At 37.9% G+C, this 16,007-nt stretch carries 15 protein-coding genes; 8 read left to right on the top strand and 7 right to left on the bottom strand.

Annotated features, from left to right (window positions below):
• Positions 1 to 139 precede the first annotated feature (139 nt).
• From ACE1OF_RS16710 to ACE1OF_RS16700, 3 genes are all read right to left on the bottom strand, one after another.
• Positions 140 to 808: a response regulator transcription factor gene (locus ACE1OF_RS16710; protein WP_448895812.1), complete on the bottom strand. Its 669-nt coding sequence runs from the start codon at positions 806 to 808 to the stop codon at positions 140 to 142.
• A gap of 145 nt (positions 809 to 953) precedes the next feature.
• Positions 954 to 3,278, bottom strand: coding sequence for a TonB-dependent receptor (locus ACE1OF_RS16705; RefSeq protein ID WP_448895811.1), 2,325 nt, complete (start codon positions 3,276 to 3,278; stop codon positions 954 to 956).
• Positions 3,279 to 3,456: 178 nt separating this feature from the next.
• The gene (locus tag ACE1OF_RS16700) at positions 3,457 to 4,425 is read right to left on the bottom strand and encodes an extracellular catalytic domain type 1 short-chain-length polyhydroxyalkanoate depolymerase (RefSeq protein ID WP_448895810.1); all 969 of its coding nucleotides are present in this window, start codon (positions 4,423 to 4,425) and stop codon (positions 3,457 to 3,459) included.
• Between the two features lie 216 nt (positions 4,426 to 4,641).
• Here ACE1OF_RS16700 and greB point away from each other — a divergent pair, with 216 nt between their 5' ends.
• Positions 4,642 to 5,118, top strand: coding sequence for a transcription elongation factor GreB (gene greB / locus ACE1OF_RS16695; protein WP_448895809.1), 477 nt, complete (start codon positions 4,642 to 4,644; stop codon positions 5,116 to 5,118).
• 121 nt (positions 5,119 to 5,239) lie between these two features.
• Here greB and ACE1OF_RS16690 read toward each other — a convergent pair whose 3' ends face one another.
• The 4 genes from ACE1OF_RS16690 to ACE1OF_RS16675 form a co-directional block, all read right to left on the bottom strand.
• The gene (locus ACE1OF_RS16690; RefSeq protein ID WP_448895808.1) at positions 5,240 to 6,304 is read right to left on the bottom strand and encodes a branched-chain amino acid aminotransferase; all 1,065 of its coding nucleotides are present in this window, start codon (positions 6,302 to 6,304) and stop codon (positions 5,240 to 5,242) included.
• Positions 6,305 to 6,622: 318 nt separating this feature from the next.
• Positions 6,623 to 7,486: a peptidylprolyl isomerase gene (locus ACE1OF_RS16685; protein ID WP_448895806.1), complete on the bottom strand. Its 864-nt coding sequence runs from the start codon at positions 7,484 to 7,486 to the stop codon at positions 6,623 to 6,625.
• Positions 7,487 to 7,613: 127 nt separating this feature from the next.
• Positions 7,614 to 7,982, bottom strand: coding sequence for a hypothetical protein (locus ACE1OF_RS16680; protein WP_448895805.1), 369 nt, complete (start codon positions 7,980 to 7,982; stop codon positions 7,614 to 7,616).
• Positions 7,983 to 7,996: 14 nt separating this feature from the next.
• The gene (locus tag ACE1OF_RS16675; RefSeq protein ID WP_448895803.1) at positions 7,997 to 9,001 is read right to left on the bottom strand and encodes a hypothetical protein; all 1,005 of its coding nucleotides are present in this window, start codon (positions 8,999 to 9,001) and stop codon (positions 7,997 to 7,999) included.
• A 190-nt stretch (positions 9,002 to 9,191) separates the two neighbouring features.
• Between ACE1OF_RS16675 and ACE1OF_RS16670 the strand changes: the two genes are divergently transcribed.
• The 7 genes from ACE1OF_RS16670 (at position 9,192) to trmH (ending at position 16,006) form a co-directional block, all read left to right on the top strand.
• The gene (locus tag ACE1OF_RS16670; protein ID WP_448895802.1) at positions 9,192 to 9,902 is read left to right on the top strand and encodes a DUF445 family protein; all 711 of its coding nucleotides are present in this window, start codon (positions 9,192 to 9,194) and stop codon (positions 9,900 to 9,902) included.
• A gap of 166 nt (positions 9,903 to 10,068) precedes the next feature.
• Positions 10,069 to 11,259 (top strand): amino acid aminotransferase, encoded by a 1,191-nt coding sequence (locus ACE1OF_RS16665; protein WP_448895801.1) that lies wholly within the window; start codon positions 10,069 to 10,071, stop codon positions 11,257 to 11,259.
• 111 nt (positions 11,260 to 11,370) lie between these two features.
• Positions 11,371 to 12,003, top strand: a complete 633-nt coding sequence (gene gmk, locus ACE1OF_RS16660) for a guanylate kinase (protein ID WP_448895800.1) — start codon at positions 11,371 to 11,373, stop codon at positions 12,001 to 12,003.
• Positions 12,004 to 12,102: 99 nt separating this feature from the next.
• Positions 12,103 to 12,390, top strand: coding sequence for a DNA-directed RNA polymerase subunit omega (gene rpoZ / locus ACE1OF_RS16655; protein WP_448895799.1), 288 nt, complete (start codon positions 12,103 to 12,105; stop codon positions 12,388 to 12,390).
• Between the two features lie 203 nt (positions 12,391 to 12,593).
• Positions 12,594 to 14,702, top strand: coding sequence for a bifunctional GTP diphosphokinase/guanosine-3',5'-bis pyrophosphate 3'-pyrophosphohydrolase (spoT, locus tag ACE1OF_RS16650; protein WP_448895798.1), 2,109 nt, complete (start codon positions 12,594 to 12,596; stop codon positions 14,700 to 14,702).
• 66 nt (positions 14,703 to 14,768) lie between these two features.
• On the top strand, positions 14,769 to 15,158 hold the full coding sequence (locus tag ACE1OF_RS16645; RefSeq protein ID WP_448895797.1) for a RidA family protein: 390 nt from the start codon (positions 14,769 to 14,771) through the stop codon (positions 15,156 to 15,158).
• 140 nt (positions 15,159 to 15,298) lie between these two features.
• Positions 15,299 to 16,006, top strand: a complete 708-nt coding sequence (gene trmH / locus ACE1OF_RS16640; protein WP_448895796.1) for a tRNA (guanosine(18)-2'-O)-methyltransferase TrmH — start codon at positions 15,299 to 15,301, stop codon at positions 16,004 to 16,006.
• Position 16,007: the final 1 nt, after the last annotated feature.

Below are 16,007 nucleotides of genomic sequence, written 5' to 3'. Positions count from 1 at the left end.
GCAAACTGATAACATCACAAAATTGAAGAAATATAGAGTAACTATGTTTAATCAATTTTCCTTGTTCTAAGCTCGCTAATGAAGCTCTGAGTTGGGAAGAAATTTAATCAAATTGGTATAAACACACTGCTATGAGTAATTAGTTGATATTGTCATTTTCTGGCGGGGTTAACATCAGCTGTTGATAAACTAAACCTGCTTGTGTGCGGTTATAAACGCCCAACTGAAGTAAAATAGCCGAAACGTGTTTTTTCACAGTATTTTCTTTAATATCTAAAATACCCGCAATTTGTTTATTTAACTGACCATCAGCAACCAATGATAAAACCGTATATTGTTGTGGCGTTAATTGCGCGAGTTGCTGTGCTAATTTTTTATGTTCTTGTGCTAGTTCACTGTCACGATTAACAGGCATATTAGCGGGTAACCATGTTTCACCACCAAGCACTGTATTAATTGCTTGAGCAATGGTAGCTAAATCCACAGATTTAGGAATAAAAGCAGCAGCACCAAAGTTAATGGCTTTTTGCATAATGTCAGGGTTTTCATCAGAAGACACCATAATAACAATGAGATCTGAATGATTATTTTGTAACTGAGTTAAGCCTGTAAAACCATCATTACCTGGCATATGTAAATCTAAAAAAACAATTTCTAGCTCGGGTGAATGTTCAATCACTGCAAGTAAATCATCAAAGCTTGATGCTTCTTTAATTTTTGCCTCTGGCATGCAATCAAATACCGCTTGTTTTAACGCAGTACGAAATAACGGATGATCATCGGCAATTGCCACTTTAGCTTGATTCATACAATACCTTTTAGATAAATTTATTTTGCTATTATCAAAAAAAGAGCCAGTAAAAACCAGCTCTTTCTTATATTTAAACCCTGTTAATCGTAGGTATTATTTCGGTATTAAGTTAAACCGAGCTCAGATTAATTTAATACCATTATTAGAAGCGATAACCCACAGTTAAATGTGCAGTTCTCGGGTCATTAAAATAACCAATTAGGGTTGTGTCACCACCTAGCCCAGGAAGATAAGTACCGTCTTCATTCTGGGCTGCAAAATTATAACCACCCACCATGGCTTCTTCATCGGTTAAGTTTTTCAAGTGAATGCCGCCATACCAGTTACCTTCAACACTTTCCCAAGTAACACTCGCGTTAAGCGTACCATAGCCATCTTGAACCAATAAATCACTATCTTCAAATAATAAGTAGTCATCACGATAGTAATAACCCCCAGTGAAAACAAAGTATCCCATGTCTGTATCCATAGTATAATTTGCCGCTAAGTTCATAGTGTAATCTGGCGTGTTTGATAAACCAACAAGTGGCGCTGCAATGGTTGGATCATCTTCAATTTCTCCATCTAAATAACCAATTGAAAAATCAATTCTTAAGTTCTCTGTGGTTGCCCACGTTACTTCAGCCTCAATCCCTTTAACCGTAGAGCCTTTGATATTACCTAAGTTTTGGTTTAATACAGAGAAATCATCTGGGTCAGGTGTTACAGTAATATATTGGCGATCTTTGTGATCTAAAGAAAATAGAGTCACATTAGTACGCACAGCATCATTCCAATCTTTTTTGAGACCTAACTCAATTGAATCAACTACTTCTGGATTAGCTGCTTTTTCATATTCAGTGGCACGTGGGTTATACGTTCCTGATTTAAAGCCTTGCGAATAACTTGCAAAGATCATGGTATCCGCATCAAGTTGATATTCCAAGCCAACTCTTGGTGTAAATCGTGACCATTCTTTCTTTTCAGGTGCATCTAAAGTTCCATCACCATCGGTATCAGTACCTAATACTTGCGGAAAAGAAACATCACCGCGTACATAACCTGGAATCCAACCATCGCTTGGATATACATTACTAAATGCTAAACCATTATTAACATAAGCTTCTTTTTCTTCTCTGGTATAACGACCGCCTACGGTTAAAGATAATTTATCAGAAATATCAATACTGCTTTGAATGTAAGCAGCAATACTATTACTATTATTACAACCAGTAACCTCACGTGTTAAACCTGCAGTACCGTATGCCGTTCGACCTAGGTTTCCTAAAATAGCATCGAAATGACCACAAGACTCACCGTCATAAGCATATAGACCACTCACAATAGTAAAGCCACCACCTACATAATTTGCTTGTAATTCATGGCTGGTATTTTCGTCATCATAAAAGGCTGGAACATCAAAAATATCTAATTGTGTGTTATCAAAATCGATATTGGTATCTGAATACCCTTCTCTGGAGGTTGCTACATATTTTATTGATAACTCATTTGTTGCTTGCCAAGAGGCTAAAAAACTAAAGCCTTCAAGCTCAACAGCATTGGTTGTAGGCATACTCGTATATGAGTCATATACACTGTCTGGTACAGGTGCATCCGTTAATATACTTGGTAGTAAGCGATAACCACCTTTTGCATTTGAGTCATCATTTGTTTTATCCCACGCTAAGCGCATAAATAAATCATCAGTGGCACGATATTCTAAGGTTAAACGTGATGCTGATAAATCTTTGTTATAGTTTTCGGTGTCTTGACCCGCTAATGAAGAAATTAAGAATTCACCAAAACCGTCTCGGTTAAGCTCGGCATGACCAAAACCAATAAACAATTTATCTTCGATTAAAGGGATTTGACCCGTCACCTTTAAATCTCTTTGGTTATAACTACCCACGGTTCCTTCAATATTAAGCTCTGTGTCGCCTGACATGGCTTTAGTTACATATTTTACCGCACCACCAATGGTATTTTTACCATAAAGTGTACCTTGAGGGCCACGAAGTACTTCAATACGTTCCACATCTAATAAATCAAGCACAGCACCTTGTGGACGTGCCATATAAACATCGTCAATATAAATACCAACTCCAGGTTCATAACCCCAAAGCGGATCTTGCTGCCCTACACCACGAATAAATGCTGTTAGGGTTGAGTTTGTACCACGACTGTTTTGCAATGTAGTATTTGGCGAGAATCGCTGAATTTCAGTCATCACAGATATGCCATTTTCAGCAAGTTCGGCGGCACCAATAGAGGTAAGTGTTACAGGTACTGTCTGTAAATTTTCTGTAGTTTTACGTGCGGTTACTTCAATGCGCTCTAAACCTTTATCTTTCGCAGCTGCCGAAGTATCTGTTGCTTCTTCTGCTAATACCACGCTGCTAGTTAATGCCGCTGCAATTGCTAAAGCAAGATAACTGCGATTAGTATGATTTTTGTTACCGTAACTATTTTTATGATGAACATGTTTCATGAGGAACCCCTATTAATAATTTTTGTGTTATTCGTTATTGGTCAATGGTGCTTGCGTTTATATTTTTAGTATCGCTTTTCACCAACTAATAACACTCTATCTCATTCGTTTGAAAAAATAATTAGCACTATGGTGCCATACGAACACCTTTGATTTTAAAGGATATTTTTATAATTCTTTATAAACCCCAAAATTCAACAACATACTTAGCAGTACTTAATGGTGCGGCTAAAACATAGTCTGACACTTCTCCTCCATGTTCCACATTTGGATTAACCATAATGCCATGGTCACGGTCTTTAACTTCAATAAGCTCAACCTGTACGTCAGTTCCCATGTTGTTCCAACGAGTTATGCTATAGCCTAATTTATTATCAATTTTAGGTTTAGCCGTTGCCTTTAATAACAATGCCCATTGCTCAGCAAGCATAGTAGCGTTTAACGGATTAACAATACCGTCATTCTCACCCGTCCAAACCGATAATTTAGGCCAGTGGGCTTGATTAGGTGTTATTGTTTTAATTAAAGTAACGAACTCTTCAACCGTTTGAGAAGGGCCATTCTTCATACATGAGATGCCTGTAATTAAGCCATCGGCACAGGGAAAAGGAATACCTGCAACAACCGCACCTGCGGTGAAAAGATCGGGATAATTCACCAACATACTACTTGCCATGGCACCACCAGCAGATAAGCCAATTATATAAACTCTATCACTAGCAGTTTTCTGCTTTAACATGGTTATCATATTTTTTATCGATAGGCTTTCCCCCTTATCTTTAGTGAAATCTTCTGCTGAATACCAATTAAAACAACGTTTAATATTATTACTTACGTCTTGTTGAGGCAGCAATAAAGCAAAATTATGTTGTTTAGCTAAACCAAGTAAACCACTTTGCTGTGAAAGTGTTTCAGCCTGTTGCGCACAGCCATGCAATAAAACTACTAAAGGTAGAGGCGTATTGTTTTGACCAACCCTTTTAGGCGCATAATAACTTGCTTTAAGAGCACCAGGATTGTCTCCAAAGTTATTAAATTCAACAAAATCAGCCTGAGAATACTGACTAAATAGCAACAACGTTATGAACAACAGAATAGTTTTTAAGTGCTTTGCTTTAAACGGTATGATAGAAAAAATTATAGACATGATGATATAGCCAAAAAAAACAGATAGCTTGATCATGGCTGATAAAAATTAAAAGGTGTATGGTACTTTAGTGCAGGGCAAAAATATCACTTTGTCTGTCACACAGATTGAACAAATTTGAACGCGACTAACAAGAAAATATGGTAAATTACCACATTAGGATATTGATATATTTATATCCCTATATACCCTTATGTAAAGATATTGAGGCACCACTTGAAAACAAAGTTAATTACCCGTGAGGGTTACACCAAATTACAACAAGAGCATGATTATTTATGGAAAGAAAAACGGCCTGCTATAACCAAAATTGTAACTTGGGCAGCGGGCTTAGGTGATAGGTCTGAAAATGCGGATTACACTTTCAACAAAAAATTATTGAGACAAATCGATAGTAGGGTACGTTTTCTTAGAAAGCTTTTACCTGATCTAAAAATTGTTGACTATTCACCCCAGCAAGATGGCAAAGTGTTTTTTGGTGCTTGGGTAGAAATTGAAAATGAATCTGGTGAAATAAAAAAATTTCGCATTGTTGGGCCTGAAGAAATCTATGATACAGATAAAAACTATATATCTATAGACTCCCCTATGGCTCGGGCCTGTTTGAAAAAAGAAGTAGATGACGAATTAGAAGTAAAAACCCCTAATGGCTATAAGGTTTGGTTTATTAACAAAATTGAATATGAAACATAATATTCAATTTAAAAAGCATTCTGTTGGTTGAACTTTAATCAAATAAAAGGGGTAATTTATTACCCCTTACATAAAGCATAATATGTATTCCTTAAAAGTAATACACAAGCATGAATATGCACTACAGCGTTTGAATCCAACCAAACTTATCTTCACGCGTTCCATATTGAATACCTGTTAACTCGTCATATAAATGTTTAGATACTGGCCCAGTTTCATTATTGTTGATTACGTGGTCAACCTCTTTAAATGCAAGTTTTCCAACAGGTGAAATAACAGCGGCAGTTCCACACCCAAATACTTCCGTTATTTTTCCACTATCTATATCAGCTAATATTTCTTCTATATCTAACTTCTGCTCATTAACGTCATAACCTAGGCTAGGGGCTAATTTTAAAATTGAGTCACGTGTTATGCCAGGTAAAATGCTGCCACTTAATGCTGGCGTAACAATGCGCTTACCCTCATACACAAAACAAATATTCATAGCGCCAACTTCTTCAATATACTTTCCATCAACAGCGTCTAGCCACAATACTTGTGAATAACCTAGTTTACTTACTTCTTCTGATGCAAAAAGGCTTGCAGCATAGTTACCACCCGTTTTAGCTTCGCCAACACCACCTTTCACCGCACGACGATACTTGTCTGCAACAAAAACAGAAATAGGCGTTAGGCCACCAGCAAAATAACTACCTGCTGGCCCAGTAATAATAAAATGACTATAGGTACTACTTGCACCAAGCCCTAGTTTCGGGCTTGTTGCAATCATTGTTGGACGAATATATAAAGAAGCGCCTTGTTGATCAGGCACCCAATTTTCATCTAACTTTACCAAAGCTTTAATAGCTTCAAGATGAAGATTTTCATCAACTTCAGGCATAACCATACGCTTGGCTGAACGATTGAATCGCTTAATATTCTCTTCTGGACGAAATAAATTAATACCACCTTTGGCATTACGGTAAGCTTTCAGTCCTTCGAATATCTCTTGGCTGTAATGAAAAACGGCAGCAGAAGGTTCAAGTGATAAAGCACGATATGGACCAATATTAGCACCATTCCAACCTTTATCTTGGTTAAAATCTTGTATAAACATGTGATCAGAAAAGGTAACACCAAAACTAAATTCTTTGGGGCAAGTATTACGTTTTTCTAAGGGAAGTGAGTTTATTTCTATCGTCATTTTTCTGCTCATTTTAATAAAAGTAAAGTGCAAAACACCGTATAAATAACATGCTATAAATTTATACGGTATTTTGCAATCATGTGTTTATTTCATGTACGTATAATATATCCACTAAAACTGGCATTGGCTCAGAGATAGATGCTTTTTGACAAGCATATGATATTGCCCATGAAGGTATTATCCAAGAATTGCTTAATTATACTGCATGCCGTGACTTGTTGTAACTCTAAAGAATTCAATATATTCATTTTTTGAGTTTTGTTGGTAATGTTATCACTAGCTTTTTATGATTAGCGCAGTAGTCTTCATTTACCCTTACAATTTTACAAGTCGGCTTCTAATTGGTACTTGGCAAACATCTAATACTGGTGGCGGCTTTTTATAAAAAAATTCGCTTGCTCTTGCACGACGTTTTACTAAACGTTCAGCAAAGCTTGCTGATTCAGTATTTTCCACTTCAATGATAAGACGATCTTTTTTCGGTACCTCTGCCATCAATTTCATACTAATAATTGGCGTATACTCTCGGCTATCCACTGCATATTCACCTTCAATAACAGCGGTGCGTTGTATTGCTTGAATATGATTCATACCATAAACAACGCGTCCAAAAATCGTCATTATATTATCTAAGTAGCGTGGTGCTTGCCCAATAACAAAATAAAAATGACTAGAGGCTGAATCAGCCTCATTACTTCTTGCCATGGCTAATACACCAGGACAATGTGTTAACCATGCATTTTCGCCACCATCAGTTGCCACAGCAAACCCCTGTTTGAATCCAGTTTGTTTTGCAAACAAGTCATTACTTTGCACAACCGTAAACGCTGCTTTTTTTTCTAATGAAAAATGACCTTCCATCGCTAAAAGAGGGACTGATTTGTCTTGTTCGCTACCGTCTTTAGGCCCAGCTTGCGCCACAAAACCATCGATAACACGGTAAAATTTTGTGCCGTCATAAAAAGATTTTTGCACTAAACTTGAAAACTGCTCAACATGTTTAGGGGAAAACTGTGGCGCAAGTTCAATAACCACCTCACCTTGCGGCAAAGTTAATAATACCGTGTTATTTAAATCTAATGTTCGCCATTCTTCGTTATTAGTATTATCTGCCCCACAGGCACTAATAAAAATGAAGGGAATTAACCTAAGTAGTTTTTTTGTAATGGAATAAATCATAATTTTACATTCGCTGTCACTAGTAAACATTATTTTAGCTAAAACCAATACATAGTCGAGCTTTTATTATACAAAGCCCCTGCAACTCCTTGTCCGAAATAATGGGTACTATACGCTGAACTGTCAATTAGCTTAGTATATCGTCAGGGGCGAAAAATAAATAAAACACAATCAAAACAATGAAAAAACTAACCATAGTAATGAAATAGAACCACGCAAGTTTTTTATCTTTTTTTCGGGTGTAGCGTTTAGTTGCCTCTATATTGACGAGAGAAGCATGACGCTTGAGGTTAGGGAAAGCAATAATCCCTGCGTACGCAACAATTCTTCCACCAATCCCTTTATCCCATAGCGGAGGCGCTATTCCTTCTTTTGCCATTTCACGTTCAATATGTTTAACGCTAATACGGCCAAATAAAAAAGTAGCAATGCCCCACATAAAAAAGACAAAGACACTCACGATAGCCATCCAGTTTTCAGGCGATAGTTCTGACATGGTTTTCCATTCTCCTAAAAGCTACTCAACCAATTACCTAAATCGTAGGCTTGATTAGCAACAAATTTTCCAATCCCATCGCCGGCCTTAGCCGCCACCATGCCAACCGCAATAGATGAACCAATAATAAACACCCAACCAACAGGGGTGGCTAACATTGCAATGCTTAATCCTGCTTCAACTATACCTACACCCGCAGCTATACCCCCCGCAGTAGCCAAACCAAAGCCAGAGGCTTCAACCGCTGCACGTTTCTGCCAATTACGCCCTGCTAAGTAATCATCATGCACTTTATCTGCTCGTAAACCTGCATCAAGCACAATCAAGCTTTTACCAAGTACATTCGCACTCTTTTCAAACGCACGTAAATTATTAAACGCCTTGGTCGAGGTAAACTGGATCGGTTTTACGCCCTTGCCGCTTTTTGCTTTATTAACACCTCGTTCACTATCACTATAAACAGTGCCTTTTTTACTTTTTACCCGCCCTATAAATTTATTTATTTCAGTTTGAAATTTATGATTAAAATCTTTAGAAAGTGCGTGCACGCGTTGTTCTAGTTTTATCATTTTTGCTTTTGGCAGCTTAGCTTTTACACCTTTTCTTACATCTTCTAATGCTTCTTGCAGTTCTTTAGCAGCTTTTGCAAAGTTACTTAACCGACTTTCCAAGGCTGTTGACGCAGCGCCGACTGCCCCTAACATTTCCGTTTGGAAAAAATCAGCCAGTGCTTGAAGGTATTCACCTCCAAGGATTGAATCCATCAAGGCTATTTTTCGTTTTGCTTGCGGAGGTAAAGATTTCATGTGATTAAGCGGACAAATTAAATCAGGCCTGACTTGTCGCCAATCTTTACTGTTGCTACTGGCATTTCGTAAAATAAAAGGCGTGCCTGCCGAGATAAAAGTATCCGAAATATTAGGGTTATCTCGTTTGAAATCTGCAAAAGCTTTTGGGTTGTTACGATCTACTGGGTAGGTATTGTTACTGCTGTAACATAACGCGATGTTGTTTGGCATAGTTTATTCCATTAAAAATCAATCCGATTGAAGCCACACACTTATACTACAAGCCAAGCTTCAGTTAAGTGGCCAATATACTAGCACTTAAAAATTAGCTTGTGAATAATAAATTCTAGCATGATGATTTGAATGTTATCATGGCGCCTATCAAAATCGTTAACTAATACACCTGCTCACGGAGCCTTTAATGAACAAAAGTATCATCACCAATTTTATTGCCATAATTGCAACATTATTAGGCTTTTATTTGGGTAATAATATTTTATATACCGTTGGTTTATTCGCCTTATCAGGCGCCATCACTAACTGGCTGGCCATACATATGTTGTTTGAAAAGGTGCCGCTACTTTATGGCTCTGGCGTGATTCCCGCCCGTTTTGAAGATTTCAAATTAGCGATCCGTGAGTTAATGATGGAACAATTCTTCACCAAAGAAAATATCGACCGTTTTTTATCTACTAGCTCTGGCGCGGCAAGTAGTATTGATTTAACCCCTGTGATTGAAAAAGTTGATTTAACCCCTGCTTTTAACAACTTAGTAACCGTTATTGAAGGTTCTTCGTTCGGCCCTATGTTAGCCATGGTAGGTGGTAGTGAAGCCATTCAACCAATGAAAGAACCTTTTATTGAAAAAATGAAACAGTCAATACAAGAAATTAGCCAAAGTGAACAATTTAACAATTTACTGCGTGAAGAATTAGAACAACCAGACATGATTGAAAACTTACAAGCCAAAGTTAGCAATATTATTGAAAAACGCTTAAACGAATTAACCCCCCAATTAGTAAAAGAAATTGTTCAAGCGATGATAAAAAAACATCTCGGTTGGCTTGTGGTTTGGGGCGGTGTTTTTGGTGGTGCCATTGGTTTAATTGCGGCATTAACAAGTAATTTTTAATACTTAAAAAGGGAAAGAATAGCTTACAAATGTTGTCGCTAAATATTGTATAAAAGTTACTCCAAAAGCCTTAATTTTGTGGTTATTTTACGTTATGCTGCTTGTTCATTTTCGGGTGTTTGATTAAACAACATCAAATCCAACAAAAATAAGGTAAATTTCAGTCATGTTTGCTAGCTTAAAAGCGTCACCTGCCGATCCTATATTAGGTCTATTAGCTAAATACCGCGAAGACACTAACCCTAAAAAAATTGATTTAGGTGTGGGTGTTTATAAAAATGAAGCGGGTGAAACCACTGTGCTTAACTGCGTAAAAAAGGCTGAACAACATCGTACTGATACCGAAACCAGTAAAGTGTATTTAGGCCCAACTGGCTCAACACTTTTTAATGATGAAATGAGTAAACTCATTTTTGGCCAAAACCACAATGTACTGAATGAAAATCGTGCTCGCACGGTTTCAACGCCAGGTGGTACGGGAGCGCTGCGTGTAGCAGCTGAATTTATTAAATCGTGTAAAGCCGGTGCAACTATTTGGGTCAGTAATCCAACGTGGGCAAACCATACAGGTTTGTTTGAAGCTGCTGGTTTAACCGTAAAAATCTATCCTTATTACGATTATGAAAATAAAAATCTAGATTTTGACGGCATGTTAGCTGCACTTAAACAAGTATCAGCTGACGATGCGGTGTTATTGCATGCCTGTTGTCATAACCCAAGCGGTATGGATTTAAATAACGAACAATGGCAACAAGTTGCCGACGTTGCAAAATCGGTTGGTTTTACCCCTGTTATCGACATGGCTTATCAAGGATTTGGGCAAGGTTTAAATGAAGATGCTTATGGCTTGCGCTTAATGGCAGACTCTGTAAACGAAATGGTTGTTTGCAGTTCATGTTCAAAAAACTTTGGTTTATACCGTGAACGCATTGGTGCTTGTACTGTTATTGGCGAATCAAGCCTTCAAGCAGATATTGCCTACTCGGTAGTGTTGGCAGTTGTTCGCGTTATTTACTCTATGCCGCCAGCGCATGGTGCCGCACTTGTTGAAACCATTTTAACGTCTGATGAGTTAAGAAATGAATGGTATGTAGAGTTAGCACAAATGCGTAATCGCATTAATGGTAATCGTCAGCTTATTGTAGATAAATTAATAGAAAATGGCGTAACTCGTGATTTTAGCTTCATTACCAAACAAGCAGGTATGTTCTCTTTCTTAGGCATAACACCAGCACAAGTACAGCAATTGCAAGACGAGTATAGCATCTACATGGTTGACTCTAGCCGTATAAGCATTGCTGGAATATCTAATAATAATGTTGACTATTTAGCACAATCTATAGCTAAAGTGCTTTAAATAAAGCACTTAGGTTAACAAGGCTAGGCATTTTTTACTTTAATAGAGTAAAATAATGCTTAGCCTTTTTTATATTACTTGCCATTTTAATGAAACCCAAAGGAACATACCGTGACAGCTACAGGTAACTTATTTATTCTTTCTGCGCCGAGCGGTGCTGGTAAATCTAGTTTGATCAAGGCGCTTCTTGAACAAAACCAAGAGCCAAACGCAAGACCTATGCAAGTGTCGGTTTCCCATACAACACGTGATCCTCGTCCTGGTGAAAAAAACGGAGAACATTATCATTTTGTTTCCGTAAATAATTTTAAAAAGCTGATTAAACAAAATGCTTTTTATGAATATGCGGAAGTATTCGGTAATTATTATGGTACTTCAGAAGCTGCTATTGATGAGCAACTTGCACAAGGTATTGATGTTTTTCTTGATATTGACTGGCAAGGTGCGCAACAAGTTCGCATGAAAAAGCCCTCTGTTACTACTATTTTTATCAGCCCACCATCAAAAAAAGAACTTGAACAACGTTTACGTGGCCGAGGCCAAGATAGCGACGAAATTATTAATGACCGCATGGCGCAAGCTCAAAAAGAATGCTCTCACTTTCAAGAGTTTGATTACATCATTATCAATGATAATTTTGAACAAGCATTAACTGACCTTACAACCATAGTGAATAATCAGCGCTTAAAACGAAGCCAACAAATGATTCAACATAATGCACTACTTGATGAGTTAACACGTTAAATAGACGATTTTCACTCGAATACGGCTTTTACTTGCTAAATGGCCTAGCGATCAGTAAAATGCAGCGCTATTTTATTAATTTTTAGTTGGAGTGACCCAATGGCTCGCGTAACTGTTGAAGATGCCGTAGAAAAAGTCGGTAATCGTTTTGATTTGGTGCTAGTTGCATCACGTCGTGCTCGTCAAATTGCAACGGGCGGTAAAGAACCTTTGGTTGATGTCGAAAACGACAAGCCAACAGTATTAGCTTTGCGTGAAATCGAAGCAGGTTTAATTACCACTGATGTGATGGACACATCTGACCGCCACGAACAAATTCAGCAAGATACTGCTGAATTAGATGCTGTTGCTGCCATTGTTGGTAATCAAGCACAAGAATTGAGTTAGTTTTACATCAAATAAGCTAATTTAGAAGCGCGTAATTTTTTCTGTCTATATCTTCAAATATATACGAAAGAGCTACGCGTTTTTTATTGCACTTTATACCGTTTATACAAGTAAACAATTTTCTTTGCATTTACAACAAAGCCACGTATTCTATAGTGATATCCACAAAATTCAGTCAGTTTAAAACCAATTGGGAGTGATAGGTGTATCTATTTGAGCCATTAAAAGAATTAAGTTCTACCTACCTATCAAAAGTACAAGTTGATTTGCTCAAACATGCCTATGTTGTTGCAAGAGAAGCACATGATGGTCAAATGCGCTCAAGTGGTGATCCTTATATTACTCACCCTGTCGCTGTTGCACTTAATTTAGCAAAAATGCGTTTAGACCATGAAACGCTAATGGCGGCACTCCTTCATGATGTTATTGAAGACACAAGTGTCACAAAAGACGAATTAGCCGAGTTATTTGGTAATACTGTCGCAGAGTTAGTCGAAGGTGTTAGCAAACTAGATAAATTAAAATTTGATAACAAAGAAGAAATGCAAGCGGAAAATTTTCGTAAAATGGTATTAGCCATGGTGCAAGATATTCGCGTTATTTTAATAAAACTGGCTGACAGAACACACAACATGCGTACCCTTGGTGCATTACGACCAGACAAACGTCGTCGCATTGCACGAGAAACACTTGAAGTCTATGCACCAATTGCCAATCGTCTTGGTATTCACGATATAAAAAATGAGCTAGAGCTACTAGGTTTCCAAGCACTCTATCCAATGCGCTCACGTGCACTTAAATCTGCCGTAAAAAGCGCCCGAGGCAATAGAAAAGCCGTAATCGATAATATTCAAGAAGAAGTGGCTTCTCGCTTAAAAGAAAGTCACATCTCAGCACAAATAGTAGGTCGTGAAAAACACCTTTATTCTATTTATCGTAAAATGCTTAATAAAGAATTGATGTTCAACGAAGTGATGGATATTTATGCTTTTCGCGTTATTGTAGAAGACAAAATTGACGATTGTTATCGTGCTTTAGGCGCTATGCATAATCTGTTTAAACCTATTGAAGGGCGCTTTAAAGATTACATAGCAATCCCTAAAACTAACGGTTATCGGTCATTACATACCTCTCTTATCGGCCCACATGGTATTCCGATAGAAATTCAAATTCGCACCCAAGACATGGACCAAATGGCGGATAAAGGTGTTGCTGCTCACTGGCTTTATAAAGAGGGTGGCGATAACACAGATACCACTGCGCAAATGAAAGCACGCCGTTGGATGCAAAGCTTACTCGAATTACAGCAAAGTGCTGGTAGTTCATTTGAATTTATTGAAAATGTGAAATCTGATCTTTTCCCAGAAGAAATTTATGTTTTCACTCCTGAGGGTCGCATCATTGAGTTACCTATGGGAGCAACCGCTGTAGATTTTGCTTATGCTGTACATACCGACGTTGGCAACTCTTGTGTGGGTGTAAAGGTTGATCGTAAACCTTATCCTTTAAGCAGACCACTTGACTCAGGGCAAACTATTGAAGTAATCACCTCGGCTGCTGCAAGACCAAACGCAACATGGCTTAATTTTGTTGTAACAGCAAAAGCCAGATTACAAATAAGAACCTACCTGCGTAGCCGCGAAAAAACAGAGTCAAAAGCACTTGGCAAACGTTTACTAAGCCACGCGTTAGGTAAAGTAAAACTTGAAAGTATTAGTGAAGAAAAAATAGCTGAAGTCGTTAAACAAACTGGCAACAAATCATTTGATGATTTACTAACCAACATAGGTTTGGGTAATGCACTAAGCATAGGTATTGCTAGACGCTTAACTGATGAGTTTACTGAAGATAGCGAACTTCAACCTGTTAATAGTAAAGCCAAAATGCCCATAAAAGGTACTGAAGGCATGTTGGTCAGCTATGGTAAATGTTGTCGACCAATTCCTGGTGATACTATTTTAGCCTACCTTAGTCCGGGTAAAGGCTTGATGGTACATCAACATGGTTGCCGAAATATTAAAGGCCATGAGCCAGGCACCTTGTTCCCTGTAAAATGGGATAGTGATATAAACAAAGAATTTATTGCCAAGTTGCGTGTAGAAATTATCAATCATCAAGGCGCCCTAGCACTACTGACCAATGTTGTTGCTAAGTGCAATTCAAATGTACACAGCCTAAATTCAGGCGAAAAGGAAGCAGGTCTGTATATTATCGACATGGAAATTACCTGTCGCGACAGAATTCATTTAGCTGATATTATCCGTAAAATCAAAGTAATGATTGATGTACAGCGTGTTATCCGAAATAAATAGAATAAGCTATGCAACATGTTTAGTTGCAAGTTTTAACAATACAAAAAATACACAGTAGGAAGTAAAATGAAAAGTATTATTTCAACAGATCAAGCCCCCAGTGCTATCGGCACATATAGTCAAGCGGTTAAAGTAAATAGTACCGTTTATTTATCTGGCCAAATACCGCTTGTACCCGAAACAATGGAAGTAGTTACAGGCGGCTTTAGTGAACAAACTGAGCAAGTCTTTAAAAACCTTTCTGCTGTGTGTGTTGCTGCAGGTGGAGATATTAACGACATGGTGAAAGTAAATATTTTTATGACCGATTTAAGCAACTTTGCAGAAGTTAATGAAATTATGGCAAAATATTTTCAAAAACCTTATCCAGCACGTGCTGCAATTCAAATTTCAAAATTACCCAAAGATGTTGATATTGAAATAGATGGGATTATGGAATTACCAAGCCTAAGCTAATATATTCGTATTAATCAAAATTTATGCTGCACTGACTGCACTACTCGTCCAAACCTCAAGTAATAAGTTCAACGGACTCTTAGTTTACCAGTTTGCCTAAATACCACATTTAGAATATTGACTTTATTATTTGAAAAATTATGACCCCAGAAAGACTCCAACGCATTAATACAATGCTAGATAAACGCCAGCCTGACCTTACTGTTTGTATGGAAGGTGTACACAAAACACATAACCTTGCCGCTGTTGTGCGAACGTGTGACGCTATAGGTATTAGCGATGTGCATGCAGTTTGGAAAAGTGAAGAAGCTGAGGTACGTGGTGGTAGTGCTGCAGGTAGTCAAAACTGGATTGATGTACATAACCACAATAAAACAGCTGACGCCATTGCGATATTAAAAAGTCAGGGAATGCAGGTATTAGTAACAAACCTCTCTGAAACAGCTGTTGATTTTCGTGAAATTGATTACACTAAGCCAACGGCGATTATTTTAGGCCAAGAAAAGTTTGGCGCCTCGCAAGCGGCACTAGAATTAGCAGATCAAGACATTGTGATCCCTATGGTTGGCATGGTGCAGTCACTCAATGTTTCTGTTGCATGCTCTGTGGTGCTTTACGAAGCACAACGGCAGCGACAGCTAGCTGGCATGTATAACAAAGCTAGGTTAAGCCATGAACGACGTCAGCGTATCTTATTTGAAGGCGGTCATCCTATTTTTGCAGAGGCGTGTCAACGTAAAGGCTTACCTTATCCAATAATTGATGAAGAAGGTCAAATTGTAGCAGATGATGAGTGGTGGCAAAAAATGCAAATGAATAAAAGTGCTTGGCAGCATATTGATGATTAGT

This window comes from Colwellia sp. E150_009 (assembly GCF_053543955.1).
This window is presented reverse-complemented; position numbering and strand designations above follow the sequence as displayed.

Bases quoted from the DNA above. Each gene is read 5' to 3' on its own strand.
- ACE1OF_RS16680 (WP_448895805.1), bottom strand. From the start codon at position 7,982: ATGTCAGAACTATCGCCTGAAAACTGGATGGCTATCGTGAGTGTCTTT.
- ACE1OF_RS16710 (WP_448895812.1), bottom strand. From the start codon at position 808: ATGAATCAAGCTAAAGTGGCAATTGCCGATGATCATCCGTTATTTCGT.
- ACE1OF_RS16665 (WP_448895801.1), top strand. From the start codon at position 10,069: ATGTTTGCTAGCTTAAAAGCGTCACCTGCCGATCCTATATTAGGTCTA.
- trmH (WP_448895796.1), top strand. From the start codon at position 15,299: ATGACCCCAGAAAGACTCCAACGCATTAATACAATGCTAGATAAACGC.
- ACE1OF_RS16700 (WP_448895810.1), bottom strand. From the start codon at position 4,425: ATGTCTATAATTTTTTCTATCATACCGTTTAAAGCAAAGCACTTAAAA.
- ACE1OF_RS16705 (WP_448895811.1), bottom strand. From the start codon at position 3,278: ATGAAACATGTTCATCATAAAAATAGTTACGGTAACAAAAATCATACT.
- ACE1OF_RS16675 (WP_448895803.1), bottom strand. From the start codon at position 9,001: ATGCCAAACAACATCGCGTTATGTTACAGCAGTAACAATACCTACCCA.
- rpoZ (WP_448895799.1), top strand. From the start codon at position 12,103: ATGGCTCGCGTAACTGTTGAAGATGCCGTAGAAAAAGTCGGTAATCGT.
- ACE1OF_RS16645 (WP_448895797.1), top strand. From the start codon at position 14,769: ATGAAAAGTATTATTTCAACAGATCAAGCCCCCAGTGCTATCGGCACA.
- ACE1OF_RS16690 (WP_448895808.1), bottom strand. From the start codon at position 6,304: ATGACGATAGAAATAAACTCACTTCCCTTAGAAAAACGTAATACTTGC.
- ACE1OF_RS16685 (WP_448895806.1), bottom strand. From the start codon at position 7,486: ATGATTTATTCCATTACAAAAAAACTACTTAGGTTAATTCCCTTCATT.
- ACE1OF_RS16670 (WP_448895802.1), top strand. From the start codon at position 9,192: ATGAACAAAAGTATCATCACCAATTTTATTGCCATAATTGCAACATTA.